This window comes from Lactiplantibacillus paraplantarum (genome assembly GCF_003641145.1).
Taxonomy (GTDB): Bacteria; Bacillota; Bacilli; order Lactobacillales; family Lactobacillaceae; genus Lactiplantibacillus; species Lactiplantibacillus paraplantarum.
Map to the genome: position 1 here is coordinate 949428 of NZ_CP032744.1, position 26968 is coordinate 976395.

Annotated in this window: 26 protein-coding genes and 2 tRNA genes; 19 read left to right on the forward strand and 9 right to left on the reverse strand. The window is 43.4% G+C overall.

Annotated features, from left to right (window positions below; genetic code table 11):
- Positions 1-40 precede the first annotated feature (40 nt).
- From gatC to LP667_RS04565, 6 genes are all read left to right on the forward strand, one after another.
- Positions 41-361: an Asp-tRNA(Asn)/Glu-tRNA(Gln) amidotransferase subunit GatC gene (gatC, locus tag LP667_RS04540; protein ID WP_003641341.1), complete on the forward strand. Its 321-nt coding sequence runs from the start codon at positions 41-43 to the stop codon at positions 359-361.
- The gene (gatA, locus tag LP667_RS04545) at positions 361-1824 is read left to right on the forward strand and encodes an Asp-tRNA(Asn)/Glu-tRNA(Gln) amidotransferase subunit GatA (protein WP_021730657.1); all 1464 of its coding nucleotides are present in this window, start codon (positions 361-363) and stop codon (positions 1822-1824) included. Before gatC ends, gatA begins: the two co-directional genes overlap by 1 nt.
- A complete protein-coding gene (gatB, locus tag LP667_RS04550; RefSeq protein WP_021730656.1) occupies positions 1824-3248 on the forward strand; it encodes an Asp-tRNA(Asn)/Glu-tRNA(Gln) amidotransferase subunit GatB in 1425 nt (474 codons plus the stop codon). Before gatA ends, gatB begins: the two co-directional genes overlap by 1 nt.
- Positions 3249-3356: 108 nt before the next feature.
- Positions 3357-4373 carry a diacylglycerol kinase gene (locus tag LP667_RS04555; RefSeq protein WP_021730655.1) on the forward strand — a complete coding sequence of 339 codons (1017 nt, stop codon included), beginning with the start codon at positions 3357-3359 and terminating at the stop codon, positions 4371-4373.
- 340 nt (positions 4374-4713) lie between these two features.
- Positions 4714-6087, forward strand: a complete 1374-nt coding sequence (rlmD, locus tag LP667_RS04560) for a 23S rRNA (uracil(1939)-C(5))-methyltransferase RlmD (RefSeq protein WP_021730654.1) — start codon at positions 4714-4716, stop codon at positions 6085-6087.
- Positions 6088-6712: 625 nt separating this feature from the next.
- Positions 6713-7252 (forward strand): TetR/AcrR family transcriptional regulator, encoded by a 540-nt coding sequence (locus LP667_RS04565; protein ID WP_021730652.1) that lies wholly within the window; start codon positions 6713-6715, stop codon positions 7250-7252.
- Here the strand turns inward: LP667_RS04565 and LP667_RS04570 are convergent.
- Entirely contained in the window at positions 7241-8071 is an 831-nt protein-coding gene (locus tag LP667_RS04570; RefSeq protein ID WP_021730651.1) for an N-acyl homoserine lactonase family protein, read from the reverse strand. The two genes, LP667_RS04565 and LP667_RS04570, sit on opposite strands and share 12 nt — an antisense overlap.
- A gap of 581 nt (positions 8072-8652) precedes the next feature.
- Here LP667_RS04570 and LP667_RS04575 point away from each other — a divergent pair.
- From LP667_RS04575 to LP667_RS04610, 8 genes are all read left to right on the forward strand, one after another.
- Positions 8653-9228: a TetR/AcrR family transcriptional regulator gene (locus LP667_RS04575; protein WP_021730650.1), complete on the forward strand. Its 576-nt coding sequence runs from the start codon at positions 8653-8655 to the stop codon at positions 9226-9228.
- Between the two features lie 328 nt (positions 9229-9556).
- Positions 9557-11896 carry a cation-translocating P-type ATPase gene (locus tag LP667_RS04580; protein ID WP_021730649.1) on the forward strand — a complete coding sequence of 780 codons (2340 nt, stop codon included), beginning with the start codon at positions 9557-9559 and terminating at the stop codon, positions 11894-11896.
- A gap of 395 nt (positions 11897-12291) precedes the next feature.
- On the forward strand, positions 12292-12651 hold the full coding sequence (locus tag LP667_RS04585; protein WP_021730648.1) for a PadR family transcriptional regulator: 360 nt from the start codon (positions 12292-12294) through the stop codon (positions 12649-12651).
- Complete coding sequence (locus LP667_RS04590) at positions 12635-13948, forward strand: DUF4097 family beta strand repeat-containing protein (protein ID WP_056988403.1); 1314 nt, start codon at positions 12635-12637, stop codon at positions 13946-13948. The genes LP667_RS04585 and LP667_RS04590 overlap by 17 nt, the downstream gene beginning before the upstream one ends.
- Positions 13949-14266: 318 nt before the next feature.
- Positions 14267-15598, forward strand: a complete 1332-nt coding sequence (locus tag LP667_RS04595) for a PTS transporter subunit EIIC (RefSeq protein ID WP_478210440.1) — start codon at positions 14267-14269, stop codon at positions 15596-15598.
- The gene (locus LP667_RS04600; protein ID WP_021730645.1) at positions 15591-16475 is read left to right on the forward strand and encodes an alpha/beta hydrolase; all 885 of its coding nucleotides are present in this window, start codon (positions 15591-15593) and stop codon (positions 16473-16475) included. The genes LP667_RS04595 and LP667_RS04600 overlap by 8 nt, the downstream gene beginning before the upstream one ends.
- A gap of 124 nt (positions 16476-16599) precedes the next feature.
- Positions 16600-17478 (forward strand): MurR/RpiR family transcriptional regulator, encoded by an 879-nt coding sequence (locus LP667_RS04605; protein ID WP_021730644.1) that lies wholly within the window; start codon positions 16600-16602, stop codon positions 17476-17478.
- 24 nt (positions 17479-17502) lie between these two features.
- The gene (locus LP667_RS04610) at positions 17503-18279 is read left to right on the forward strand and encodes a GH25 family lysozyme (protein ID WP_021730643.1); all 777 of its coding nucleotides are present in this window, start codon (positions 17503-17505) and stop codon (positions 18277-18279) included.
- A 228-nt stretch (positions 18280-18507) separates the two neighbouring features.
- On the opposite strand, the gene LP667_RS04615 is transcribed toward LP667_RS04610, so the two are convergent.
- The gene (locus LP667_RS04615; protein WP_021730642.1) at positions 18508-18876 is read right to left on the reverse strand and encodes a DUF4828 domain-containing protein; all 369 of its coding nucleotides are present in this window, start codon (positions 18874-18876) and stop codon (positions 18508-18510) included.
- A gap of 345 nt (positions 18877-19221) precedes the next feature.
- On the opposite strand from LP667_RS04615, the gene LP667_RS04620 reads away from it, so the two are divergent.
- From LP667_RS04620 to LP667_RS04635, 4 genes are all read left to right on the forward strand, one after another.
- Positions 19222-19422: a cold-shock protein gene (locus LP667_RS04620; protein ID WP_003638174.1), complete on the forward strand. Its 201-nt coding sequence runs from the start codon at positions 19222-19224 to the stop codon at positions 19420-19422.
- A gap of 188 nt (positions 19423-19610) precedes the next feature.
- Positions 19611-20618: a Gfo/Idh/MocA family protein gene (locus LP667_RS04625; RefSeq protein WP_056988405.1), complete on the forward strand. Its 1008-nt coding sequence runs from the start codon at positions 19611-19613 to the stop codon at positions 20616-20618.
- 12 nt (positions 20619-20630) lie between these two features.
- Positions 20631-21965, forward strand: a complete 1335-nt coding sequence (locus LP667_RS04630; protein ID WP_021730640.1) for a DEAD/DEAH box helicase — start codon at positions 20631-20633, stop codon at positions 21963-21965.
- A 47-nt stretch (positions 21966-22012) separates the two neighbouring features.
- A tRNA-Arg gene (locus tag LP667_RS04635) sits at positions 22013-22085 on the forward strand.
- Between the two features lie 121 nt (positions 22086-22206).
- Here LP667_RS04635 and LP667_RS04640 read toward each other — a convergent pair.
- Both LP667_RS04640 and LP667_RS04645 read right to left on the reverse strand, forming a co-directional pair.
- Positions 22207-23388 carry a site-specific integrase gene (locus LP667_RS04640; protein WP_056988406.1) on the reverse strand — a complete coding sequence of 394 codons (1182 nt, stop codon included), beginning with the start codon at positions 23386-23388 and terminating at the stop codon, positions 22207-22209.
- Positions 23389-23604: 216 nt separating this feature from the next.
- Positions 23605-24342 (reverse strand): hypothetical protein, encoded by a 738-nt coding sequence (locus LP667_RS04645; protein WP_156648179.1) that lies wholly within the window; start codon positions 24340-24342, stop codon positions 23605-23607.
- Positions 24343-24365: 23 nt separating this feature from the next.
- Between LP667_RS04645 and LP667_RS04650 the strand changes: the two genes are divergently transcribed.
- Positions 24366-24596: a hypothetical protein gene (locus LP667_RS04650; RefSeq protein ID WP_056988408.1), complete on the forward strand. Its 231-nt coding sequence runs from the start codon at positions 24366-24368 to the stop codon at positions 24594-24596.
- Between the two features lie 71 nt (positions 24597-24667).
- On the opposite strand, the gene LP667_RS04655 is transcribed toward LP667_RS04650, so the two are convergent.
- The 5 genes from LP667_RS04655 to LP667_RS04670 all read right to left on the reverse strand — a co-directional run bounded on the left by LP667_RS04655 (position 24668) and on the right by LP667_RS04670 (position 26965).
- Positions 24668-24982 (reverse strand): hypothetical protein, encoded by a 315-nt coding sequence (locus tag LP667_RS04655; RefSeq protein ID WP_003641356.1) that lies wholly within the window; start codon positions 24980-24982, stop codon positions 24668-24670.
- A 51-nt stretch (positions 24983-25033) separates the two neighbouring features.
- Positions 25034-25124: transfer RNA gene (locus LP667_RS16680), tRNA-OTHER, on the reverse strand.
- Between the two features lie 175 nt (positions 25125-25299).
- Positions 25300-26172, reverse strand: a complete 873-nt coding sequence (locus LP667_RS04660) for a hypothetical protein (protein WP_056988409.1) — start codon at positions 26170-26172, stop codon at positions 25300-25302.
- Between the two features lie 60 nt (positions 26173-26232).
- Positions 26233-26640 carry an ImmA/IrrE family metallo-endopeptidase gene (locus LP667_RS04665; protein WP_056988410.1) on the reverse strand — a complete coding sequence of 136 codons (408 nt, stop codon included), beginning with the start codon at positions 26638-26640 and terminating at the stop codon, positions 26233-26235.
- On the reverse strand, positions 26633-26965 hold the full coding sequence (locus tag LP667_RS04670; protein ID WP_056988411.1) for a helix-turn-helix domain-containing protein: 333 nt from the start codon (positions 26963-26965) through the stop codon (positions 26633-26635). The genes LP667_RS04665 and LP667_RS04670 overlap by 8 nt, the downstream gene beginning before the upstream one ends.
- Positions 26966-26968: the final 3 nt, after the last annotated feature.

The following is a 26968-nucleotide window of genomic DNA, read 5'->3' on the forward strand; positions in this document are numbered from 1 at the left end:
TAAATTATATTAAGTAAGATTTGAGAAAGAAGGAAATCTGATGGCTGAAGAACGAATTAATGCCGAACAAGTCCAACACGTTGCGAGCTTGGCTAAGTTGGAATTTACACCAGACCAATTAGCGATGTTCACGCCACAACTGGAAAAAATTATCGGTATGTTCGAGGAATTAAGCACGGTTGATACAACGGGCGTACCCGTAACGTCACGGATGAGTGACCATACGAATACGTTGCGTGAAGACGTGGCGGTTAAGAGCGACGAAGCACTTCGGGAAGCATTATTGAAGAATGCACCGGAAACGGCTAACGGCTTAATCAAAGTGCCAGCAATTATTGATGAAAGTGGGGACGGTGAATAATGACTTATTTCGACCAAAATCTAACTAGTTTACATGCTGACCTGGTTAATAAAAAAATCAGTGCCACTGAACTAGCTAAGGCCACTTTTGAAAATATGACTCAGGTTGACCCTAAGCTTGGGGCTTTCTTGAATTTGAATGAAGAACAGGCCTTACAACAGGCTACTGCCTTGGATCAAAACGGCATTGACGCCAATAACCTTTTTGCTGGGATTCCAGTGGCGGTTAAGGATAACATTGTGACGAAGAATCTAACAACGACGGCGGCTTCTAAGATGTTGGAAAACTTCGTGCCGGTCTACAACGCCACGGTGGTTGACAAGCTATTGGCCAGCAATGCATTGATCGTTGGTAAGACTAACATGGATGAATTTGCCATGGGCGGTTCGACTGAAACGTCGGCGTTTCATGTCACGCGTAATCCTTGGGACATTAGTCGGGTGCCTGGTGGTTCTTCGGGTGGTTCTGCGGTTGCAGTGGCTTCTGGTCAAGTGCCGGTTGCATTTGGTTCTGACACGGGTGGTTCGATTCGGCAACCATCATCATTTAACGGAATTGTCGGCATGAAACCAACGTACGGTCGGGTCTCACGCTGGGGTCTGATTGCCTTTGGATCTTCATTAGATCAAATTGGGCCGATGACACGGACGGTCAAGGATAACGCGGCCGCTTTGAATATGATTGCGGGTAACGATGTGCATGATACCACGTCATCAAAACAAACTGTACCAGACTTTACGGCCGGTTTGACTGGTGATATTAAGGGTATGAAGATCGGGTTACCAAAAGAATATATGGGTGACGGCATCGATCCTAAAGTTCGTGAAGTCATTCAGCAGGCAGTCAAGCAGTTTGAAGACTTAGGTGCGACGGTTGAAGAAGTCTCCTTACCAAACAGTCGCTACGGTGTGGCTGCTTACTATATCATTGCGTCTTCAGAAGCTTCCTCAAACTTACAACGGTTTGATGGGATTCGTTACGGTTTCCGGGCGGACGATGTCAAGAACTTGGAAGACGTCTATGTTCGTAGTCGTTCAGAAGGTTTTGGTGACGAAGTTAAGCGCCGGATTATGTTAGGAACATTCTCCCTCTCAGCTGGTTATTATGATGCTTACTTCCACAAAGCGGGCCAAGTTCGGACGATGATCATTAATGACTTTAATAAGGTCTTTGAAGATTATGACTTAATTATGGGACCAGTTGCGCCAACCCCAGCTTTTAAGTTAGGTGACGAATTATCTGATCCAATCACAATGTATATGAACGACGTCTTGACGATTCCAGTCAACTTAGCTGGCTTGCCAGGGATGTCGGTACCAGCTGGGTTTGCAGATGGGTTACCAGTTGGCTTGCAATTAATTGGTAAGGCGTTTGACGAAAGTACGATGTATCAAGCGGGCTATGCCTTTGAACAAGCGACGCAAGTTTACAAGCAAACCCCGAAAGTCGGAGGTGCTAACTAATGAATTTTGTAACCACGATTGGTTTGGAAGTCCACGTTGAGTTAAAGACCAACTCAAAAATCTTTAGTCCCTCACCCGTGCAATTTGGTTCGGAACCAAATGCCAACACGAACGTGATCGACTGGGGATATCCCGGGGTATTACCAACGCCTAACAAGGGCGTGGTCGAAGCTGGAATCAAAGCAGCAACGGCTTTGCACGCGGACATAGAGCATCATACGTACTTTGACCGGAAAAACTACTTCTATCCAGATAACCCGAAAGCTTACCAAATTACGCAGCACGAAAAACCAATTGCCCATGATGGGTGGATTGAAATCGAAGTTGATGGTAAGAAGAAAAAAATCGGTATCGAAGAAATGCATATTGAAGAAGATGCCGGGAAAAACACCCATGAAAACGATTATTCCTATGTCGATTTAAACCGGCAAGGGACGCCGTTGATTGAAATTGTGTCTAAGCCAGATATTGCCTCCCCAGAAGAAGCTTATGCTTACTGTGAAGCATTGCGGCAACGGATTCAATTTACGGGCGTTTCGGATGTTAAGATGGAAGAAGGGTCAATGCGGGTCGACGTTAACATTTCGATTCGACCAGCGGGTTCTGATAAGTACGGTGTAAAGACCGAAATGAAGAACTTGAACTCCTTCAACTATGTTCGGAAATCACTGGAATATGAGGAACAACGGCAACAACAGGTTCTCATGGCCGGTGGTAAGATTCAACAAGAAACGCGGCGTTTTGATGAAACAACGGGCCAAACGATCTTAATGCGGGTCAAAGAAGGTAGCGATGATTACCGTTACTTCCCAGAACCTGATATTCCAGCTGTCGATATCGATGATGACTGGATTGCATCCGTTAAGAAGACCATTCCAGAAATGCCTGGTTCGCGGCGTGAACGTTACATCAATGAATTTGGTTTGACGGCCTATGATGCGGGTGTGTTAACCCAAACTAAGGAAATGTCTGACTTCTTTGATGCAACGGTTGCTGAAGGTGCGGATCCTAAGTTAGCTTCAAACTACTTGCAAGGGGACGTTAACGCGTACTTGAACGAGCATAAAGTTGATTTGTTAGCGACTGACTTGACGCCAACTAACTTAGCTGGGATGATCAAGATGATTTCGGATGAGACTATTTCAAGTAAAATTGCTAAGAAGGTCTTCAAGGCCATCATGGCAGGCTCAGAACCGGTTCAATGGGTCAATGACAAGGGCTTAGTTCAGTTGTCTGATCCGGCGAAGTTACAACCAATTGTTGATGACGTATTGGATAATAATCAACAATCGATTGATGACTTTAAGAACGGGAAAGATCGGGCCGTGGGCTTCCTTGTGGGTCAAATCATGAAGAAGACGCGTGGTCAAGCGAACCCGAAAGTCGTCAATCAATTATTAATGACATCATTAAAAGCACGGTAAATTCGAGTAGGTCGTTGGGGTGTTGAATCTAGATGACGATTCCATGACTAGTAGTTGGTCAACGCCAACCACTGAACACCCGACCGTGTGAGCGGAGGAATAGGAAACATGCGTAAACGGGCACGACTTATTTATAACCCGACTTCTGGACGTGAGGCGTTGGCCCACGATTTAGTTGAAATTCTTGGTATTTTTGAACAAGCTGGTTATGAGACTAGCGCATACGCAACGACACCAGCTCCCAACTCGGCGGCTGATGAAGCGCGGCGCTGTGCCAAGGACGGGTTTGAACTGATTGTAGCAGCTGGTGGCGATGGGACCATCAATCAAGTGGTAAACGGGTTAGCTGGGTTGAAACGGCGGCCTAAGATGGCAATTATTCCGGCAGGTACAACCAACGATTATGCCCGGGCGCTGCGGATTCCACGTAATGATCCGGTTGCGGCGGCTAAGGTGGTTTTGAAAGATCAGACGGTCAAGATGGACATTGGTCAAGCTGGCGAACAGTACTTCATTAATATCGCGGCGGGTGGCATGCTAACCGAGTTGACCTATGACGTGCCGTCACAATTAAAATCAATTTTTGGGTATGCGGCATATTTAGCCAAGGGGGCTGAGTTGCTTCCCCGGGTAAAACCGGTTGAGATGGATTTGAAGTATGATGGTGGCCATTATCAAGGCAAGGCTTCGATGTTCTTCCTAGCACTAACTAATTCGGTCGGCGGCTTTGAGCAATTGGTGCCAGACGCATCGTTAGATGATGGTAAATTCACGATGATCATTGTGAAGACGAGTAATCTGGCGAAGATGCTACACCTGATGACGTTAGTGCTCAATGGTGGCAAGCATATCAATGATCCCAGCATTATCTATGTGAAGACAAGCAAGGTCGTTGCTAAGCCGGTAGATCAAGATCGGTTGATGATCAACTTAGATGGTGAATACGGTGGTGATGCACCGATGACGTTCCGTAATTTGAAGCAGCATATTGAGATGTTTGCAGATACGGACCGAATTCCAGATGAAGCGATCACGGATACGGATCCAGAATTAGAAGATGCTGAACGGCATTTTGTTTCGGCGGTTGATCAGTTGCCAGCAGCGGCTGAAGACGACGAAAAATAGAATAACTTGCTTAAATTACCGTTTACCGATACAATGGTGGACGGTAATTTTTTTAAGAGCGTGGCTTTCAGCGAGGGTGCGGAAGCATTATCTAGCCAGTGAATGATTACGATTTTGGTAATGATCTACTGGCGTAACCGGTGGCATGCACGGCTGAGATTACACGTTTTGGCAGTTAGAATAGCAGTGCGAGCGGTAAGTTTGATGAACCTGGTTTTATAAAATGCGCTGTGAAGTACCACATCAACAAGTTGAGATACCACTAGTTGACTGGAGCAGTGGCTACTAGTCAGCAATTAAAAATAATAAGGTCACTAACAAAGAAAGCAAGAGGAAACAAATGAAAGTTAATTTACCAGTGCATAAGGGTGAAGTCTTAGACGTCACTATCATGGATTTAACCTATCAGGGCATGGGTGTTGCCAAAGTCGATAACTACCCAATCTTTATCGAAAATGCGTTACCGGAAGAAAAAATCACGGTTAAGGTCACGAAGACAACGAAGAACTTTGCGTTTGGTGACGTTGAAAAAATCAATCAAGTGAGTCCACACCGGGTCAATCCAAAAGGTCGCGTTTATCGGCAAACGGGGATTGCCCCACTGCAACACTTGGAATACAGCGAGCAGTTGAAGTTCAAGCAGCACCAAGTGGCTGAACTATTTGCTAAAGTCCACATGGATGACGTGGAAGTCTTACCAACGATTGGGATGGCCAACCCGACCCAGTATCGGAACAAGGCCCAAGTACCAGTACGCCAAGTTCAAGGACAATTAACGACTGGATTTTATAAGAAAAATAGCCATCAATTAATGCCAATTGAAGATTATTATATTCAAGATCCCGCAATTGATAAGGCCATCGTGGTGGTTCGCGATATCTTACGGAAGTATCATGAAGCCGCTTATGATGAATTCCATCATAGTGGGACGATTCGAACGATCATGGTTCGGCGTGGCTATTACAGCCATGAGATGATGATCGTGATTGTGACACGGACGAAACACTTGCCAATGGCTGACGTGGTCACACAAGAGATTCAGGCGGCGTTACCAGAAGTCGTTAGTGTGATCCAAAACGTTAATTCCAAGAAGACTAACGTGATTTTAGGGCCGGTTAACAACGTCTTAGCTGGTAAGTCGACTATCGATGATCAGTTACTGGGCTTAACGTTTGCGATTTCAGCGCAATCTTTCTACCAAGTTAACCCACAACAAACTGAAAAGCTTTATCAATTAGCCATTGATCAGGCTGGTTTGACTGGTAACGAGACGGTGATTGATGCTTATTCCGGTATCGGAACGATTTCGTTAACGATGGCCCAACATGCCAAGCAAGTTTACGGTGTGGAAATTGTACCGGCAGCGATTGATAACGCGCGGCAAAACGCGGATAAAAATGGCATTACTAATGCCAAGTTTGTCTTAGATAGTGCTGAAAAGGCCATGGCAAAATGGCAGGAAGATGGCATTAAGCCCGACGTGATCGTGGTCGATCCCCCACGTAAAGGCTTGGATGCTGACTTTATCAAGAGTGCTGGTGAGATGGCCCCTAAACGGGTGGTTTACATTAGTTGTAACCCATCGACCTTAGTTCGGGACGTCCAACGGTTTGCGGAATACGGGTACCATATTAGTGCCCCGGTTCAACCCGTGGACCAATTCCCACAAACGCCACATATTGAATCTGTGACGGTGTTGGAACGGGAACAATAAGATTTTAAAATTGTTGCATTAATAAACTTATAAAAAGTGTGCTGGTCGTCTAATGTTTCGTTAGACGACCAGCACACTTTTTGAGTCATTTTGTTATTTCCAGTTCGTGAGATTAAGTTGTGACACCAATAAGGCACTAATGATTTTAGCGTTCAACGTAATATAAGGAAAATGGCCAGTAGTAGTAGTTTTAGTACAAATGCGATACAGTAGACTTATAGTTCAGAAGTTAACTTGGCGGAGTGGTTCTAATGAAATTAAATGACCTGCTAAATTCGACATTAATGACTATCAAGTTATGGAAGCTTGCATTGCCCAATTGTCCGTGGGTCGGCAAGCTGAGACGCTAGAGATAGCAATTAGTAGCCGGGGTGCTTTTCGTCGGTTGCGGTCATTAAGTGACGATTTGATTAACTAGATCAATGGTACCAGTTTGAAGAACAAGCCTATCAGAATATGGCCGTTATTTGGTGTGATGGCATGATGTGGCTGAAGAATAAACCGAACTTTTTAAGATGGGGTGCTTGAAAAGTGTTATTTATAGATCAAGCTATTAGAGACCTTAATTAGTAATAATAATTGCTGAATTAAATAGGTGATTTATTAACGAAAGGAATGCAGCTTAATGGCAGCGCAAGATTTACGTACCATCAAAACAAACCGGGACCTAGAAGCAGGGTTTATTCAAGCTTGTCGAATGAAACCCTTTGCTAAGGTCACGGTTAACGATATTTGTAAAGCGGGGTTAGTGGGACGCAGTACGTTTTACCATCACTATCAAGATAAATACGCACTACTGGAACACTTAGTCACAATGCAAGCGACTAAATTTGAACAACTATTGGGACAACGAATGACCGTATTAACGAATGATGCGGGATTAATTGCTTTATATCAGGCATTGGTTGCGGATGAAGCATTGCTTAACGTACTATTAATGATTCATACTGAGCATGCGGATTTGAGTCAGCGCTATTTAATTAGCCTACAACACTATTTAAATCCACTGCTACCAGATCTTGAGCTGGAAGTACCACGTGACTTTGTCTTACGACTTTATGCCAGTAGTGCTCTAACCGCGATAACTTGGGCGCTAGCGCATGGTGATGCGACTAATATTGCAACTTTTATGAATCGACTTGTAAAAAATATGCTAATACGGTAATGACAAGACTTGTTGATCAGTTTGAGGATCATGGTTAGCTAGTGTTGCAATACAATTTTGACGGTGGGCTTGCTCCCGTATCCATCCGAGTGAGGTAATGGCGGCTTTACGGCTTGTACAAATTCCTGGTGTCAACATCTTCTCCCAAGAAATATTAGCGTAACCGGTATCGGCCGCAAGCAAGATAAAATGCCCATCTGCTCCGCGAATTAATGTCGCAGCCATCCCGTTAGCGTGACCAGGGGTATGCACTTGTAAGACACTGCCGTCACCAAATACATCGTAGCTTTCGCCAATAGGTCCGATACCGGTTTGAGAAAAGTCGTAGGTTTGAACCTTAACACCATGCCATTCGTGCGGTAAGTAGACGAGTGGTAAGCGATTGGCGATTTGCCATTCTGGCTGAGATACAAGAATGTGTTTGGCAGTTTGCACATGCTTTAAACCGCTAACATGGTCACAATGTAGGTGACTGAGAAGCACGTAGTCTAAATCTTCTGGAGTGTATCCAAGGGCTGCTAAGCGTTCATCGATGGCCCAACCAGCCGGTAAATAACCAGTGTTGATTTGGACTTGTGGACCAAGTTCTTGCCAATTACTCTTGCGAACCGTCTTATGCCAACCGGTATCGATGAGTAATAACCCTTTAGGATGCTCAATGAGGTAACTGGAGACGGGGAGCGTTATTTGATTGCGCGCACTTCGAAATAGACCGGTGAAGGCCAGTGGGTTGCGATACTGACCGTGGAATGGCAAAGCCTTGTCCACTTTGACAAGACCAGTATGAAGTATGTGAATTTTGATTTGTTGCGTTGTCATTTATATTCCCTCGCTTTAGTTTGAATATGGTTATTATAGAGTGGTTAGGATTAGATTCCTAGAATCAAAGTAAAGCATTGTTGACCAATATGGGACAGGCAGACCTCAGAATGTCTCATAGACGTGGAAATTGTTTGGTCAGTAGCTAACACAACTAGTGTTAATTGCTGGTTACGTGGAATTATATGGATTTAATGTTAAGTGTTGTCCTAGTTGTAATATCAAATAAATGAGTGGCATCGGCCAGTATTGTGACGAGATTATGAGTGGTTTCATTGTTTGTTGCCTATTGTGACTGCGTAACTATTTAGAATCAACTAATGAAACAACTAATTGATAATTATAATTATCGATTTAAATAATTTAATAAATATTAGACTGTAATCAGTGTAAACTAATTTACTACCGCTATTCTGATCATAATTGGTGGGCTTAATTAGATGATTGTATTTATTGGTCAAAAAATAGCCACAAAACCCATCAATTATATTAATTTCGATAAAAATATGCGTTTCATCTCGGTTTTTGAACAGTTTGGGTTATAATGATAAACGAAATAAACCGATAAATGGGGGAGCATAATGGTAAAGAGAAGAACACTGACACAGGCAAAAGTATTAGCAACAGCTAATCAGTTAATTGAGAGTAAAGGAATTAACGGGTTAACAATTCGGGATCTAGCGTTAGTTTTGGATGTGCGGCCACAATCGATTTATAATTATGTTGATAGCTTGAGTGATTTATTGGATCAGGTTGGCCTCCAATTTGTACAAAATGTTGCGGATCGCTTAACGGAAAAAATTACGGGGATTGATGGTGATGAAGCGTTGATGGCCTTTGCCCAGGAATTCCGGGCAGCTTGTGTACATCATCGTGGCTTGGCACCGTTACTACTAGATTTAAATGACAATCTAAGAATTCCACGTTCTCGTAAGGCAATTGTTCAGTTATATCAAGATATGTTTAAACCATTACAGTTGGATGATTCGGCTCGCGTAGAGAATACCTTATACCGTTCCACGCTATTTGGATTCATCATTCAAGAGATTGGTGGCTTCTTTAAGATGCAAGGTGCTGAACTTGACGAACGCTTCACGAAGGTTATGCAGTTGGCGATTGACCAGACTCATTTGCCAGCCGATGATGCAAAAAATTAATTAATAATGTAAGTAGCGACCATCTCAACGGATGGCCGTCTTTTTATTTTAAGTGGTGTTTGTTCAAAAATGGGAATCAGGGGCGCTGAGCTGAAGTAAAGATGTTGGTGACGATTAGATGATGGGCGTGAGTACTGTAGTTACTGTGACTAAACATAATGAAAAGCTTAATTCTGCAAGGTAAACATCAAATTAGGGCGTTATTTTAGCCTTAGATTAAAAAAATCGTTTACAATAAGATTAAAGTTACGGATTGTGCTAGTTAATCATGATTCAGATTAAACAATAATTAGCACAATGCGTTAAAGTTAATTTTAGGAGGCGCGCCATGTCAGAACGTTATTTATCAACAATTGAACACGGGTTAACGACTGAGGAAGTTGACCAGCGCCTGACAGCGGGCCTGAAGAATGAACCGTTACCGCCTTTGACACGTTCCGTCAAACAAATTTTTCGCGATAATTTACTGACGCTTTTTAATTGTATCAATGTGCTGTTAGCAGGATTAGTCTTGTTGACAGGTAGTTATAAGAATATGTTGTTTTTGTTCGTCGTGATTGTCAATACAGCGATTGGAATTTTTCAAGAGATACGAGCCAAACGACAGGTCGATAAGCTTTCACTGTTGTCCGCAACCAAAGTTCAAGTCCGTCGTGATGGTCAGAAGGTGGCCATTGGTCAGGACGAAATTGTGCAGGATGATTTGTTATTAGTGACCCGTGGTGAACAATTACCTGTAGATGGGCTCGTTCGTGAGACAACCGGATTAGAAGTGGATGAATCGCAAATTACCGGTGAGGCCGACCCAGTCATTAAAGGGCCAGGTGATGAACTGGTCTCGGGGAGTGTCATTTTAGGTGGCCACGGGGTCGTTCAAGCAACTCAAGTTGGCCACGGCAGTTTTATTAAGCAGATGGCGCGGGCGGCAAAACAAAAACGCCGGACACCTAGTCAATTGTTAACAATTATTAATCGAATTATTAAGATTTTGACGTTCACGATTATTCCCCTCGGGGCCGGACTGTTTGTTTCGACAATGATGCGGGGTGAAAGTCAAAACCGAGCAATTTTAGGCACGGTAGCTGCAATGGTTGGCATGATTCCAGAAGGGCTCGTCTTGTTGACATCGGTTGCGCTAGCGGCTGGCGCCTTTACCTTAGGTCGGCATCAAGTCTTAGTACGTGAGTTGCCGGCGATTGAAGCACTTGCGCGCGTGGATACGTTGTGTCTGGACAAAACGGGCACGATCACAAGCGGCAAATTAGTTTTTGAACGGGTCGAACCATGGGGCCAGCATGGGCTCCCAACTGTGGAACGCCAACTGGCCGCATTAGTTACAGCTATTGACGACGATAATGAGACCGCACAGGCAATCAAAACTGCTTTTGGCCAGCCGCACGTGCAGCCAACGGAAGTATTACCGTTTTCTTCAAGCCGGAAGTGGAGTGGCGCGACCTTTGACGGACGAACGTATGTCATGGGGGCGCCGGAGTTCATTTTTGAAACGGTACCTGTTGAGTTGCAGGCGCGAATCAAAGCCCTCGCACAACAAGGTTACCGGGTATTAGTGCTAGCAGAAGTTACGGCTTTAACAACGCCAAAACCAGCGCAGCCGATGACGTTAGGGCTAATACTAATTACAGATGAATTGCGACCGCATGCGAAAACTACGTTTGGTTTTTTTGCTAATCAGGATGTGGCATTAAAAGTCATCTCAGGAGATAATCCAGTGACGGTTGCTAGTATTGCCCAGCGTGCAGAAATCAAGAACGCGGATCAACTAGTCGATATGAGTCAGGTTGGCGTTAAACCGGATTATGATCAACTAGTTGCAGATTACACGGTGTTTGGCCGGGTGACACCGCAACAAAAAGAGCAACTGATTAAAGCTTATCAGCGGGGTGGCCATACGGTAGCGATGACCGGGGATGGTGTTAATGATTTGTTGGCGCTAAAACAAGCGGATTGTAGTATCGCCATGGCGAGTGGGAGCGAGGCGACTAAGAGTCTAGCTGACTTTGTCTTGATCGATTCGAACTTTGATGCGATGGTCCAGGTGTTGAATGAGGGGCGGCGCGTTATCAATAATATTGAACGAGTCGCTGCACTATACTTGATCAAAACGATGTATTCCGTGGCACTGACACTGATTTTTATCTTTATGAGTCATAGTTATCCGTTTGAACCGATCCAGTTAACACCGATTTCGTCGTTAATGGTTGGTATTCCAACATTTTTCTTGGCTTTGCAACCGGATTATACCCGCATTACTGGCCGGTTCATGAAGCAAGTCATGGAGATTGCGGTTCCCGCAGCGATTTGCGTGGTCGGTTATATCATGGTGATTATGATACTGGGTAACAAGTTCCAACTTGATTTTGAAACCACCGCGACGTTGAGTGTGCTGATGACAGGAATCTTTAGTTTGAATGCGTTACTGATTGCAGCACGCCCGTTGAATCGATTTAAAATCGGACTGGTCGTTCTAATGGCAGCCTTGTTCGTTCTCGTCTTTTTATTTGCCGGGCGGATTTTTTCCTTGGTTAATTTGCTTGATTGGTCGTTGGCGGTGATCTACTTACCACTGATGATTAGCGCGTATCCGGTCTTCATTATCTTGCAAAATGGGTTGGGAAAACGAATTCTTAGTAGGATTAATTGGCGGTAAAGCAGTTATACCTAGAAATTAAAATTGTTTTGGACCAAGCTGATTGTGCTTAGTTTCTTAAAAAATTGAGCACATTTTTTCTATCGATATGGTCGGAACGTGGCCCGAAAGGTTGCTTGCAGAGCACCTTTTGGACCACGTTTTTTGCATCATGGAATGGAACGTGGATTTGAAAAAAGCGTTGAACCTTGATAGCGCTGTGGCCGGATTATGCAATGATGGTTGAGATGGTTTAGCTAAAGGGCCTAGCAATGGTAATGATGAGATATAAGGTGATTTAAAAAGTTGAGGATATTGTTGTCAGACAAATTACTTTGACACGCACAGTAATCGGTGGTATATTATGTTCATCAAATTACTGTGTGTCACAAAGTAGTTAAGAAGAGGTGTTGGCAGTGAAACCGGAAATATCTAAGGACACGATTCGGGGGCATACAACGACCATCGTGCTCAATATTTTGAATCAGGGTGACAGTTACGGCTATGCGATTGCTAAGACCATCAAGCAATTGAGTCATGCGGCCTATGTTATCAATGAAGCAACGTTATACACGGTGTTTCGACGTTTAGAGAAGCATGGCGATATCAGTAGTTATTGGGGAAATGAGACGCAAGGTGGTCGGCGAAAGTATTATCAAATTACGACGCAAGGACGGACCACACTACGACACAATATCGATGAGTGGAATTTTGCAAAACAGGTTATTGACGACTTGATTTTAGGGAGGCTTGACGACAATGTCAGCAAAGATTGAACAACTTGTGGCGATGCGGTTAAATACTTATTTTAAGCAGCAACCAGTGACCCCCGCCTTAACGGAACTAAAAACAGAATTAGCAACTGATTTGAATGAAGCGGCCAACGATAAAGAACGTGGCGGCTTAGATCCTGAAGCGGCCGTTGCGGAAGCATTTAGTGATTTTGGGGATATTAATGATCTGATCCAGCAAGTGAATACTGAGAATGGCGATACAGACAAGGTTCGTAGACACCAGATAACGGTGGACGAAGACGGGATTGCCATTGATAATGGTGAAGCTTTAAAGATTAATGCTGAGGGTATCTCCATTAATAATGGGGCCATTAAAGCTGATGTGAATGGCTTAAAAGTGGGCCGTTGGACTTTGGATGCTGATGGAATCAATGAACAAGAACCCGCCAATACGGCAGCGCCCAGTTCCCGCCCAGTTAATTTGGCTGGTGAATACGTGGAACGGTTACCGCTAGTCAATGAACAACGTGTGGCTGTGGCTGACCTAGCAAGTGTGACCATTAGTTACCGGTCTGCCACAGTGAAGGTGCTGCCAACGCGTGGCACAACGGATGAAGTAATTGTGCGTGAATACATGAATTACAAGAATCCTGCTTATCAAGGACAAGTTACGCAGCGTGGTACTGATGTCCAAATTGTTCAGGGAAAGGTCCCATTTTTAATTCCGTTACGGGTACACGTTCAAATCCTGATTCCAGTACAGTTCAGTGGTAAGCTGGCTTTGAACAGCCGCTCAGGTAATGTTTTAGTAGGTGGTCTAAAACAATTGATGGCAGTTAACCTGAAAGTCATTAGTGGTAGTGCTCAAGTGACCGCCATGGCAGCAACATCAATGGTAGGTGAACTGACATCTGGTGGTTTGATCATGGATGATGTTCAAGTTACTGAACAACTTGAGTTAGCAGTTAAGAGTGGGCGCATTCGCTTGAGCAGCGTGACTGCAGGCGCATATGCGGTCAGTGCAACGAGTGGTAGTGTTACCGGTCAGCACTTACGTGGCGGTGGTCGCTGGATAGCTAAGTCCGGGAGTATCAAGTTAGGTTTTGCTACTATTGCTGGTGATATCGACTTAACGGCCAACAGTGGTTCAATCAAGGTAACGACGCCTGTGGATAGTAGTTATCGCTACGAGTTGGAGTCGCAAAGCGGCCGGGTACTCGCACCGAAACACGCGACGGTCGAACATCAGGCGGATGGGTATCAAACGGGACGAGTTGGTCAAACAGGAACTTACTTGATTCATGGCCGGGCCCGGTCTGGCACGATTCATTTAAGTTAGGACTGACTGCTAATCATTTCGTTTGGGATAACCATTAGCTAGATTGTTGCTAGTGCGCCCATGATTAATTTAATAATTGTGAAATTTACAAGCGGCCGTTTAACGATGATTGATCAGTTAAACGGCCGCTTAGTTTGAGTTATGTGAACTGGGAATTTCTCTAAGAACATCGCGGGTTCGTTGATTAGTACACTGATAGTTAGGGACGCTAAATCCACATTAGAATGAGCCAAGATGAGTATATCTAGAATTTATAACAGATTTTCGTAGGCAGATGTGATCAAAACAGCTTATAATGAAGACCAGTAGATTACCGGAATGGGGGCGTTGTTAGTGCGAATTAATGAGCAACAATTAATTCAGCGATTAGTACCGCGGTTGCTAAGGGTACGACAAACTAACTTCTATCGAATCATTCAGCGAACCTTGATGTTAACGTTCCCGTTTATTTTAATCGGGACGTTTAGCCAGATTATTCAGCTGACTGTTTTGACGAAAACAGGTTTTATAGCTAGTATTTTTCACTTATCAAAATGGGTCTCATATTATCGTTACTTGCACTACCCGTTTGATAGTTTAACTGCGTTGACATTAAACGGCGTTGCTGTGGTAGCCGCGTTTGGGGCGGCCAAGTACCATGCCAAGTTGAATCAACGTGATGACCAATTAGCGGGACTGACCGCGGCAATGGTATTACTGATTATGGCATATCAGTATACGAATCAAAATCAGGTCGGTATTTTTAATACGTTATTAATTGGAACGAACGGGTTAACGGGGGCCTTGATTGTCGGTGGCTTGACTGGTTTATTCTTTAAATGGTTCAGTAAACCGGTGCCCGAACAGAGTAGTCCGCATACCACGGATATTCTGGCACGAACGTTTGGTTCGTTGTTACCGATGGCGTTGATGTTAGTCATTGCTTTGGCTGTGAGCCTCGCTTTGAACTGGCTGATGATCGTCACGTATTCAGCAGAAAGTTGGTCGGCGTTTCAAAAATTTGCGACGACCAGCCATAGTTTGTGGCTGACTTTTGGGATGGCTGCCTTAACCTTACTGCTAGAAATTCTAGGACTGGCCGGCCCTTATCAAGAACGACTAGTGACTAATAGTGCAACCATGACGGCTAACTTAAATTACGCCTTAACACATCACTCTGCGTATCATGTGCCATATCCGTATACGGCCAATACGTTGTATCACGCTTTTGGAACCTTTGGTGGGACCGGGATGTTATTAGCGCTAGTTATTGCGATTTATATTGGGAGCAATAATCATAATTATCACGTGGTCGCACGCTGGAGTCTATTGCCCGCACTCTTTAATAGTAACGGCCCGTTACTAACGGGATTACCAGTTCTGTATAATCCGATTTATCTAATTCCGTTTATTTTAGCCCCCTTAGTTAATATGGGCGTGGCAGCACTGGCAATTGGCTGGCACTGGATTCCACCGGTAGTTTATCCGGTTCCTGTGGGGACACCGGGACCGTTAATTGCCTTTATTGGAACTAACGGCAATGTGGTGGCACTATTACTAGGAATTATTGACTTAGCCTTGTCAGTGGCGATTTATTTACCGTTCATGCGGCTGGCTGAAGCTATCGTGCAGGCAGCCCAAAAGCAGGCGGGAGGTGTTGAGCATGCGTAATCATCCTAATTGGCAACGCCGTCGACGTAGTCTGTTAGTTCTCATCTTAGGCCTACTGTTTTTGGGCTTTCTGATTCGCCCGTCTTACCAGTGGACCCAGGCGAACGTGGCCGCAATGGCTGGCCGCCATGATTCACAACTGTCGCCAATTATCATGATTCCTGGCAGTAGTGCGACGCAGAATCGGTTTGATACCTTGGTCAAGCAGCTTAACAAGGCTGATCATCGCCAGCATAGTTTGATTAAGCTAACGGTGATGACCAACGATACGATTAAAATGACTGGGACGTTGCGTGCGCGGGATAATGAACCAGTCATCGTGGTTGGTTTTCAAAATAATCGGGACGGCTATGACAACATTAAGCAACAGGCGCGGTGGTTTTCACTGGCTTTTAAAAAATTAGCTACCAAATATCAATTTAATAATTTCAAGGCGATTGGACACTCGAATGGTGGCTTGATCTATACCTATTTCTTTGAACATTATTTCAATCGGGACGACATCACTGTCAAACGGATCATGACCATTGGTTCGCCGTATAACTTCTCGGAAGCTAATTTGAACCATAAGACACAGATGTTAGCTGACTTTATTAAGTATCGGGACCGGTTACCTAAGACGGCGACCATGTATTCAGTTGCGGGTACGGAAAATTATGATTCGGATGGGCTTGTACCAGCGCGGAGTGTCGAGGCTGGTAAGTATATTTATCAAGGCCAAGTCAAACATTTTACGGAAATTACGGTTACGGGAACGGATGCCCAGCACTCCGACTTGCCCCAAAATGCGCAAATTGTGACGTTGATTCGAACGTACATGTTAGACAAACCAAAGCAGAATCGCAAGGGTTTAGTGACGGCCAATACGAGTGAATAGCAACTTACTTGTGTCAATTGACGTATTCAGTCCAATACGTGGTTGGCTGGGATGGCCGTGGTTATTAGGAAATTTAGGGTGTTATTAAGAATTGTGGTAAAATTTGGTCATGGAGGTGGCTGAAATGTCCACACAAACACCAGTACATCGCAATCGGGTCCTGACCTTAATTCGTTCCTATTATCCGAATTTAAGTGTGACCGACCGTAAAATTGCCGACTATATTATTGCCGACCCTGTTAAGACGGCGGCTCAGTCGATCTCAGATTTAGCGGCCGCGGTCGGCGTTTCAACGGCCACGGTTTCGCGGTTTGTCAAGCGAATCAGTTTTAGTAGTTTCCGTGACTTTTCGCGTGAACTAACTGCGGCTGAACCGATTGAACAAACTAATGCGGAAGCTTTTCAAGATGTCGAAAAACAAACAACTTTCAAAGGAATTGCCGAATCAACGTTCAATAGCATTCGTAGCTCGCTCGATCAGACGAGCCAGGTCATGACGGAAAGTGATCTTAAGCAAGCGGTGGAATTACTATTAAACGCGCGTTCAATTGGCTTTTATGGTCTCGGAGGTTCTGCTGTGGCGGCCTTAGATGGCTACCATAAGTTTGTTCGTACCGGCATTCCATGTGCGCATAATAGTGATTATGATATGCAGCTCATGCAGGCGGCCCAGATGAACGCCAATGACGTGGCGGTAGTTATCTCGCATACGGGTCGTAATCAACAAACGCTACAAGTGCTATCGACTTTAAATGCGCAAGGGGTGCCAGTGATTGCACTGACCAGTTTTGGTAATTCACCACTGGCTAAGGATAGTACCGTCGCGTTTATTTCAGTAGCTGAAGAAATTAATTATCGGTCAGAAGGCCTGACATCGTTAATTGCTCAAATGAGTATTATCGATAGTCTTTTCTTGATGACTGCCGTACATGGCAATATTGAGATGGCAGAAAGTCTTGGCCGAGTTCGCGAGGCTATTAGTCAGACGCGAACGGAGCTTTAACGCTGTAGGCAAAGGATTGATGAGATGACAAAGCGACAACATTATCGACCGGTATATGCGAAAACGCGCTGGGCGCGGTGGCGCCATCGAATTGGCTGGTTATTAGTCTTAGTAGTCGTCATTGGAAGCGTCTGGGGCGGCTTGCTCTGGTTACGGTGGCGTAGTAACGCTGTTGTAAGTGGCTTCGATGTGCGTGGGGTCGCCGTTTCACAGAATGACGGTTATTTAGATTTTGCCGCCTTGCAAAATGACGGTCTTAAATTTGTCTATTTGCATGCTACCCAAGGTGCCAGTTATACGGATGATAACTTTTCCAGTAATTATGAACGCATTGTCGGCACGAGTCTTGGAGTGGGCGTCGTTCATACCTTTAGTTTTTCATCGACGGCTGCGGCTCAAGCGGCCTATTTTGAAAAGACCGTGGGTGACAGTGTAGGGAATTTACCGATTGCCATTCAGGTGCAATATTACGGTGACTACACGGATAAGACGATTGCGGTCAGAAAGAGTCGTGCCAAACTTAAGGCCTTGGTTACGACGCTGACGCAAGATTATGACCGCGCATGCGTGGTTTGGTCAACACCAGCGGTTGCTAAGCAGATCGTTAAGCCAGCACTTAAACATACGGCTTTGTGGCTTGATACGGTTAAGACACATCAACAAGGCCAGCGCGTGATGTTCATGCATTATTCTGATCGGGCAGTGTATCGCCAAAATGGCACGCGGCAAGAATTTACGGGCGTTTTATTCAACGGTAGTACTGAGGCGTTCAATAAAGTTGTTGCGCAGGGGCTGAATTGAAACGAGTGACCAGCATCATCTGATGAGTCGATAACTGGGTAGGCTAGTAGTTTGTGTGCTGCCATAGCGCTGCCTGAAAAGTTCACTCAATCGCAGAAGGGCGCGTGAACGGCAAGCCAATTAGCAAGTCCGTTTTAATCATGATCGGTAAATTGACAGCATGTGGTTACTTAAAATAGTTAAAAATAAGTCGCAAGTGCAGGCAAATAGCCTAACTTGCGACTTATTTTATGAAGCATTCGGTGATAGGATAACGTAACTACGATCATCAGCTTCATCGAAGAGGGTCACGGGACGTTGTTCGTTAGCGCGTACCTCAAGGTGAAAGCCATATTGGTCAAGTAAGACGAGCGCACTTACCGAGATTGATTCAACAGTTGCTGGCATTGAGCGCCCGTCGATGCGAATCATCATATTGGGGTCGATTTCAAGGGTATGATCCCGGTGATGTGCTTCGTCACGATAGGTCCAAGTCCCAGCGTAAAAGACTGCCAAGTCACCATCAGCGACTGTACTAGGATGTCGTTTGCGAACTAATGTACTGGAGAGCCCTGCTAGCAATGATAAACCAAATAAAATTACACCACGCCGCTTCACTGGATCAACCTTCTTTCTGAATAAATCTATAGTTAAAATATACCACTAAAATGCCGTTAACGTCACGTAATAAGTGGATTCTTATTAAAGCCTTTATGTGGCTGTCACTTGCAAGTAATGAACGTAATATTTGCCGAAATTGGTAAGGGCGGTAACTATTTTTTTTGAATAAATTGGCGTTCTGATTGGAAATTACTGGGTGAGTGTGTTAATCTATATAATGTGATTGGCATTTATGTGAAGTTTTAAAGTATCATTTAATTGTGTTACCGTAAATTCTTTATAGGTGTTAATAACAGTTGTTTTGTTACTTTTATTTTTTTATATCCTAGGAGGATTTAGTTCATGAAAAATGGTACTGTAAAATGGTTCAATGCTGATAAGGGTTATGGTTTTATTACTGGTGAAGATGGCAACGATGTATTCGTTCACTTCTCAGCTATCCAAACTGACGGTTTCAAGACCTTAGAAGAAGGCCAAAAAGTTACCTTTGATGAAGAATCAAGCGATCGTGGCCCACAAGCTGCTAACGTTGTTCCTCAATAAGCTTAGCTTTTAAAAGGGCTGCCCGCGTGGCGGCTCTTTTTTTATGGCTTTAAACGGGCGGGACATCTTTTAATCCTTCTAGCCCAACTCAGCGGTGAAAACTGGTAAAATAGAACCTAAGAAAGCAAGTTAAGTAAGCGCCACCAATCACGACTGGTTGACTAGCGCCGTTGAGAGGGGTCAAATCAATGTTAAAATTAGGAATTATTGGAACGAACTGGATTACGCAACAGTTTATTGATGCCGCGGTTGAATCAACTGAATGGCAGCTGACGACTGTTTATTCCCGGCACGCGGAAACTGCGCGGGCCTTTGCTGACAAGAATCATGCTGATGAAATTTTTACCGACTTGGATGCATTTTTCAGTCAGGGAAGTTTTGACACGGTCTACATTGCGTCACCGAATAGTCTGCACTTTGCTCAGGCTAAACAGGCTATTGCGTACGGCAAGCATGTTATTGTTGAAAAGCCGGCCGTGGCGAATCAGCAAGAATTTGAACAGTTAGATGCCGTTTTGAAGGCCCACCCAGATGTGTTACTGTTTGAGGCGGCTCGGCAAATTCATGAAGTTAACTTCCAGCGTGTCAAGGACCAGATTAAGAAGTTGTCCTTAGTTCAAGGTGCAACGCTAACTTACATGAAGTACTCGTCACGGTATGATGCTGTACTGGCCGGCGAAGAACCCAATATTTTCTCACTGAACTTTGCGGGTGGGGCGCTTCAAGACTTAGGGGTCTACTTAGCCTATGACGCGGTTGGCTGGTTCGGGATGCCAGAAGAGGTAGCTTACTACCCAACACTGACTCGAACAGGCGTAGATGGTAAGGGTGTTGCGATTTTGCGTTACGCGGATTTTACAGTGACGTTGAACGTTGGTAAGACAAGTAACTCGTTCTTACCATCAGAAATTAACGGTCTGCGCGACGCTATCGTGATGGACAACCCAGCCGAACTAGGCCAAGTTACCTATCAAGATAAGGCGGGGCAAGCACATGATTTAGGGGTGCAACCGGATGCCAATCCAATGCTGGCTGAAGCACGCGATTTTGCGGCTGTCATCAATGATCCGACTAGTCATCAGGCGGAATACTTAGCTTGGCGACAACTTAGTCGAAATGTTAATAAACTATTATTTAATTTGCGGCAGTCAGGGCACCTTTATTTTACGGGTGAAGCGCCTGAGACCGATAAATAGAAATGAGGCACTATGTTAGACGTATTTAAAACTAAATTTGCAGCGGCGGGGTTCACGGAATTATCACCGATTCAGACGGCGGTAGCCGAGCCACTCGCGGCTGGTCAATCGGTATTAGGACTTGCGCCCACAGGTTCTGGTAAGACCCTGGCGTTTACGTGGCCGATGCTTGAAGCACTCCGGGTAGGCGAAGGGACTCAGGCACTCATCTTAGCGCCATCCCAAGAGCTGGCGATGCAAACAACCAACGTGGTGCGTGAATGGGGGCAATTGATTGATGCCAAAGTCCTTGCGATTACTGGTGGGGCGAACGTAAAACGGCAGATGGAGAAGCTCAAGAAGCATCCTGAAGTGATCGTCGGTACGCCGGGACGAATTACTAACTTGATTGCGGATGGTAAAATCAAGCTGGGGCATTTGAAGATGATGATCGTCGACGAGGCGGATGAACTGTTGACGGATGAGACCTTGGATCAGATTCGCGAGATTCTTGATGCAACGTTTGCTGAAACGTTACAGTTAGGCTTCTTCTCGGCAACGGAAACGAAAATCTTAGACGAGCTTCCTCGGTGGTTTGGGCAGCAGGTTGAAAAGATCGATGTGCGTGCCATTGATCAGACACAGGGGGTAGTTCGTCACCGGACGATGCAAGTGGGTAATCGTCACCGGGTCGATCTATTAAAGCGTATCAGTCGTGTCGATCACATGCGGGCACTAGTATTTTTCAATAAGATGCAAGAACTCCAGCATGTAGCCTTGGAATTACGTCACCAGCACGTGAGCTACGTTGCTTTGACGAGTAATCAGCGGCAAGTTGAACGGGAAAAGGCGCTACGGTTGTTCCGGCAAGGCAAGGTCGGTTTATTGTTAACGACAGATTTGGCAGCTCGGGGCTTAGATGTGCCTGAGTTGCCAGCGGTAATTAATTATCAATTGCCTAAAGACGTCACGACCTACATTCACCGGAGTGGCCGGACAGGTCGAATGGGTGCTGACGGGTTAGTCCTGACTTTTGGGGATGACCATGATGTGCGGGACTTTAAGAAAATGATGGCTAATACGAACTATGAGATCAAGCCAGGATATTTAGTTGATTATCATATTGTCGACACCAAGCCGGACAAAGTGATTCCACCATTGACGTTTGACCATCCAGAGAAGGCTGGCAACGCGGCTAGCAGTCGCCACCGGGTTACGCCTGCTGGACATCCGGATAAGGTTAAACACGTTGAGACGAGCCGCGAGCGGCCTGTTAAGACGATACCTAACAAGAAAAAAGGTCATAATAAGCATTCTAAGAAAAAAGGCATGCGTAAAAAGAATCGTGACCGCTTTAGCAATCAGTAATTGCCAAAATGCACAATCCGTGAGATGATATTTTACGGATTGTTAATGGCCTCATAGCACAACTGGATAGGGCACCCGCCTCCTAAGCGGTTGATCCCGGTTCGAGTCCGGGTGGGGTCATATTTATATCAAACTAACCGCTTCGTATCAACTTAAAACGTTGGTATGAAGCGGTTTTTGTTTTTGATAAAACGCTTAAAAACGGTATAAAATGATATTTTGGTGCACATTTTGGTGCACATTAGGCGTTTTTGTAAGATTTGTGCACCGACTTGTGCACCAAACCGTCCATCGAACTTAGAGCCACAAGGGCTTTGCTCGTCTCCTTTTTTTCCATTTCTCGTAAAAGGTGCGAGTAAACACGGATGGTTGTAGAATAATTAGAATGACCCAATCGTTCAGAGATATAGTAAATTGAGACACCTTTGTAAATCAAATATGAAGCGTGTGTATGGCGCAGTCCGTGAAAGGTAATATCTTTAGACCCAATACGTTTTAAAACTCTGTGAAGCGTCTGATTGGCGCTTGTGTTGTCCGGTACACGTCCATACTGATTAATAAATATCAAATCAAGTGGATTATCAATTCCTAGTTCTTCTAACTTTATAATCTGCAGAGCGTGAAAACTTTTTAAAATATCAGCTAAGTGATCAGTAATTTTTATTAGCCGCTTGGACTGTTCGTTTTTGGTATCAGCGAATCCATTTCGTTGTAATGTATCCCAGGTCTTATTGATTCTCAGAGTTTTGAAATCAAAAGAGAAACAATCCCATGTTAGACCGGCAACTTCACTGTAACGAGCACCAGTTTGCAAACTAACCAACGCCATCAGCTTAGTTAAATGAGCAAACGTTAAGTCTGATTCAAGCGCGCGAGTCAGCTTTTCCGCATCTTTACCGTCTAAATATTTCATTTCTTTAGGCTTTTCTGGGCGCCCACTAATTTTAGTGTGCGCTGTAAAATTGCGCTTAATAATGCCATCATCGATAGCATATTGGACGGCTGACTTAATTTGCACGTTAACTTTTTCGGAGCTGCTAAGCGAACGAGGGGTTCGACCTACAGGATTAGCATAATCGTTTAGAAACTTCTGATAATCGGTGCGTGTTATTTCATCTAACCGTTTGCCCGCAAAATAATTATTAACAATTCCAAGTGTATACTGATAACGTAATCGACTGGACTTTGCTAAAGTTGGCTCCTTATAAGTCTGATACCATTTTAAAAAGTAATCCGTAAATAGTTGCTTACCTAATCTTGGATTTATACCATTGCTAACATCAATTTCATTTTGGTTAGCCCATTCTTGGGCTTCACGCTTAGTTCGAAAACCACCTTGATTGATAAATTTACGATTTCCTAAATCATCGTAATATGAAACACGCGCATTCCACTTTTTACCACGCTTATTAATACTTGCCATTTATATTTCCTCCTTAAATTTCACCTAGGCGGGTAGAATTTTAAGGACTTACAGGCATCACCTCCTTAGTTGTGATAATATTATGTATGTAAAAAGAGTGGAGCAATCCACTGGCTTTTATTGGTAGCACATCTTACTTCTTGGCGGGAGGGGGTGTGCTTTTTGTGATATAATAGGTGAAAATATTTCATTTATTATTATTAAAAGTGAAATTATCTAATAATATTCAAATGTTTGGGACTTTCCCATGCTAATATTCATTTGGGAAATAGAAAAATTGGCTGTATTGTTTGAAAAATTTGAATCATGGTTGGAAAATGTGTAGGTCTCAGGTAAAAGATTCATTTTGTCAAAGCTCAGCAATGTTTCATGAACAATTTGTCTTAACAGAGCAAGATTAAGCTCTTTATAATGACCTCCATTATTATCTTCCATTGAAAATAAATTACGTTTTAACTTACTATATTTTTCATCCAATGCAAGGTCTTCATGAGCACCGCCATCCTGGTTTGCCATGTATCTGACAAGTTCCCATCTTTTAAAGCCTTCGCCATTTACATAAAGTATGCGTCCATTCCACCAGTGATCAAAACTTATCCAATGTATGGATTCCGTGCTAAACAATGGGAGATAAATCTTTTTAGGCTTTTTGAAATCAGAATCAGGTACTTGCCCATTTAACACTGGACCACCGTATAAGACGGTATCATTGGCGATACTCACAGATGATGCAAAGCTTTCAAAATCAATGGAAATTTCTGGGGGCAATATTTTTATCATTATTTCCCCATACCTTTGTTTATAAAATAGTGTTCTAAGAATGGGTGAGGCAAGTTTTATGCGCCTGCGATTTCCAGCGTCATATTGGTTAGCAGCGAGAATTAAATCTGATAAATGATCATTAAAGTTGTCTCGTAATTCCTGATGCGTTTTTGGCACTTTATTTTCTTTCATATTTGTAAGTGGGAGGTGTTCGTATGTGTTCAAAACAATATATATTTCCGGCAAAATCGAAGAATGATGTATTTTGCTTTCCCGGTACGGAAACTATGTTAAGCCAGTTCCCACAAGAAAAAAATATTTCTATTACTTCACTAAAGAGTTTACTAGCTGGCAATGCTATTGTTGATATTGGCGATGGCGAGTACATCCATTGGTTGCAACTGGATGATTCAGCAATCGAATACGTTAAACACCATGTACGTTAAGACCCAATCCTTTCTTCAAATTTATTATAAGCACATCTCAAACTTTGACCGGTGGGGATGTGCTTTTTAGTTTAATTAGATTGAAACTTTGACCAAATTTTCAAAATCTTCTTAACTTCAGCTGGTGCAGTTTGATAATCAAAGCGATTTGCATCAAACATAAAGTATATTGCACCAAAATTAAATGTTCTATCATAGAAACCAGTGTGAAGTATATACATACCATTTTCTCTAAGATATTTGTAAACAGGAGCCATGTGTTTATCAGTGTTTCCCGTATCATTAAGCTTTGGAAAGGTGGCATCTGTCATAATGCCATGCACTTCCATGTAATCTAAAGCTTCTTCTTTTGTTTGAAGTATTTCGTCAGGATCAAAATATGTCATATTAATCACCCCCAAACAAGTCAGCTTTTAATGACATCAGTATTTGGTCAACGCGAGCGGCAGGAGTCGGACCTACGTGATGCTTGTTGAAAGCAGAGAACCTTGTATGACTTTTGTTGTTCTACCGTTGAACTACGCTCGCATGTTGCCCGCTAAGCTGTAGTGGGCAGGGTGCTATTTTCGCTTGTGATTCCAGTAAACTAACATGACGACTAGCGCTATGAAGCAAATGATGCCAATTGCAATGGTAAAGTCGAACACGTGTGTGCTGTACGTTCCTACATACAATTCCATAGCTTTACCCCTAATTGTCGGTTTTAGTGTTTTAAGTTAAGTTTAATTGTTCGAGTTCCGTCGATTTGATCATAGTCTTTAGTTTCGGCCCCGGCAGTTTTAATTTGTAAGTAGGTATTTGGAATTTTATTGAGCGCGGCTTTGAGATTCTTACCTGTAGCGAGAATAATAATCATGTCTTTATCTTCTACAGTTTTTCCCGCTTGCACATCTACATCAGCAGTTTCGTCATTGTACAAAACCTTTTCGCGATCGAATTGTTTGCCATCTGGAGTAGTGAAGTCGTAATCTCCACCAGCGTATCCAGATAAGCCATCGTAACTAAGCGTTTGATCAGTTGTATTTTTGAAATCAGTTTCAACTGTTACCATAACCACAGCATCACCATCTTTAATAGTGTCATTATCACTATTAAACACTGGTTTTGTATCGTCACTGCCAGATACAATTTGGTTTAATGAGGACTTGCTTATTTTATCAATAGAGGATAACCAGTACTGCGTATTAAAAAGTTTTAAGCCCTTAATATTTTGATCGGGAATATCAATTAAATTTGATAAATAGGTCATTTCAAGTCCATTTTTAACTGAAATCTGGTAATCTCCCTTCTTAGGGTTGGTATTTGAGTTAGAGATATGCTTTTTGTGATAGTCATCGGAATCCCTTGAATATGAGTTTACCAAAGAACTGGCATATTTTTTGTAGTTGGATTTTGTTAATGAATCAGCAGTGCCATCTTGCAGATTGGAAATGTCACTATTGGTAATTTTGATGTTTGAACTACTCGAAGATTTGACAGTGCTCGATGAGCCCTTGCTCGATGCACTCGAATTCCCACATCCTGCAAGTAACAATCCCCCTAATAAAACAGAACTGACCATAATAATTTTTCTCATTACAATAATTCCTCCAAATTCCCCAGCTTTTACCGACATCCGTATCTGGTCTATAGTTAGCTAATTAGCATAATACTCTCTAATTTTGCTGATTACATAATCTTCCATGAACGATGGAACTTCGAATTCCTCCATAAAAGTGTATTGATCTGCAAATTCTCTTTCCATGTCTTGAAAATAAATAGGAATCAATATATCAATAGCTCCGCGGTTAGCCTTAGCCTCAATTGGGGTTTTGGCAGTCCCACTGTAATATAATACCCCAGAATCTTGGTTCAACACATGTGAGGCTTCATGTGCAGTTATATACGGCAGTTGACGTTGCTTGTACCATTTCGTATTAATTACTATTTGCCTGTTATGAGGATTTGACCCAGATGGGGTGTGTGAAGAAAAATCACCACACAAAGTAATTCCAATCCCGTGATCGAATACGTAGTCTAACACCTCTCTAAAATAGTCAATCATTATTTCTACCACCTCTCAAAAGACGTTTCATCAATTCTAAGTCTTCAGGAGGGATTGGCTTACCTTCAAATGTCATAATGACATCATCATCAGCAATATCAACTTGTTTGGGCTTCATTGAAGTAGAATTATCATCCGTTTTGCCTAATAAGTAATCAACAGAAACATTTAGAACATCGGCAACGGCTTTGACCTTGTCGACAGAAGGTGTTTTTGTTTTCCACGAATAAATAACATTCTGTTTAAATCCCACTTTTTCGTTTAATTGGGCAAGGGTTAACCCTCTCTTTTTAGAAATTTCTTTTATTCTATCAAACATTGTCATAAT

What these genes read in the sequence shown, in the direction of transcription:
- gatC (WP_003641341.1), top strand. Translation starts at nt 41, where the DNA reads ATGGCTGAAGAACGAATTAATGCCGAACAAGTCCAACACGTTGCGAGC.
- gatA (WP_021730657.1), top strand. Translation starts at nt 361, where the DNA reads ATGACTTATTTCGACCAAAATCTAACTAGTTTACATGCTGACCTGGTT.
- gatB (WP_021730656.1), top strand. Translation starts at nt 1,824, where the DNA reads ATGAATTTTGTAACCACGATTGGTTTGGAAGTCCACGTTGAGTTAAAG.
- LP667_RS04555 (WP_021730655.1), top strand. Translation starts at nt 3,357, where the DNA reads ATGCGTAAACGGGCACGACTTATTTATAACCCGACTTCTGGACGTGAG.
- rlmD (WP_021730654.1), top strand. Translation starts at nt 4,714, where the DNA reads ATGAAAGTTAATTTACCAGTGCATAAGGGTGAAGTCTTAGACGTCACT.
- LP667_RS04565 (WP_021730652.1), top strand. Translation starts at nt 6,713, where the DNA reads ATGGCAGCGCAAGATTTACGTACCATCAAAACAAACCGGGACCTAGAA.
- LP667_RS04570 (WP_021730651.1), bottom strand. Translation starts at nt 8,071, where the DNA reads ATGACAACGCAACAAATCAAAATTCACATACTTCATACTGGTCTTGTC.
- LP667_RS04575 (WP_021730650.1), top strand. Translation starts at nt 8,653, where the DNA reads ATGGTAAAGAGAAGAACACTGACACAGGCAAAAGTATTAGCAACAGCT.
- LP667_RS04580 (WP_021730649.1), top strand. Translation starts at nt 9,557, where the DNA reads ATGTCAGAACGTTATTTATCAACAATTGAACACGGGTTAACGACTGAG.
- LP667_RS04590 (WP_056988403.1), top strand. Translation starts at nt 12,635, where the DNA reads ATGTCAGCAAAGATTGAACAACTTGTGGCGATGCGGTTAAATACTTAT.
- LP667_RS04595 (WP_478210440.1), top strand. Translation starts at nt 14,267, where the DNA reads ATGGGGGCGTTGTTAGTGCGAATTAATGAGCAACAATTAATTCAGCGA.
- LP667_RS04600 (WP_021730645.1), top strand. Translation starts at nt 15,591, where the DNA reads ATGCGTAATCATCCTAATTGGCAACGCCGTCGACGTAGTCTGTTAGTT.
- LP667_RS04605 (WP_021730644.1), top strand. Translation starts at nt 16,600, where the DNA reads ATGTCCACACAAACACCAGTACATCGCAATCGGGTCCTGACCTTAATT.
- LP667_RS04610 (WP_021730643.1), top strand. Translation starts at nt 17,503, where the DNA reads ATGACAAAGCGACAACATTATCGACCGGTATATGCGAAAACGCGCTGG.
- LP667_RS04620 (WP_003638174.1), top strand. Translation starts at nt 19,222, where the DNA reads ATGAAAAATGGTACTGTAAAATGGTTCAATGCTGATAAGGGTTATGGT.
- LP667_RS04625 (WP_056988405.1), top strand. Translation starts at nt 19,611, where the DNA reads ATGTTAAAATTAGGAATTATTGGAACGAACTGGATTACGCAACAGTTT.
- LP667_RS04630 (WP_021730640.1), top strand. Translation starts at nt 20,631, where the DNA reads ATGTTAGACGTATTTAAAACTAAATTTGCAGCGGCGGGGTTCACGGAA.
- LP667_RS04640 (WP_056988406.1), bottom strand. Translation starts at nt 23,388, where the DNA reads ATGGCAAGTATTAATAAGCGTGGTAAAAAGTGGAATGCGCGTGTTTCA.
- LP667_RS04645 (WP_156648179.1), bottom strand. Translation starts at nt 24,342, where the DNA reads ATGAAAGAAAATAAAGTGCCAAAAACGCATCAGGAATTACGAGACAAC.
- LP667_RS04650 (WP_056988408.1), top strand. Translation starts at nt 24,366, where the DNA reads ATGTGTTCAAAACAATATATATTTCCGGCAAAATCGAAGAATGATGTA.
- LP667_RS04655 (WP_003641356.1), bottom strand. Translation starts at nt 24,982, where the DNA reads ATGACATATTTTGATCCTGACGAAATACTTCAAACAAAAGAAGAAGCT.
- LP667_RS04660 (WP_056988409.1), bottom strand. Translation starts at nt 26,172, where the DNA reads ATGAGAAAAATTATTATGGTCAGTTCTGTTTTATTAGGGGGATTGTTA.
- LP667_RS04665 (WP_056988410.1), bottom strand. Translation starts at nt 26,640, where the DNA reads ATGATTGACTATTTTAGAGAGGTGTTAGACTACGTATTCGATCACGGG.
- LP667_RS04670 (WP_056988411.1), bottom strand. Translation starts at nt 26,965, where the DNA reads ATGACAATGTTTGATAGAATAAAAGAAATTTCTAAAAAGAGAGGGTTA.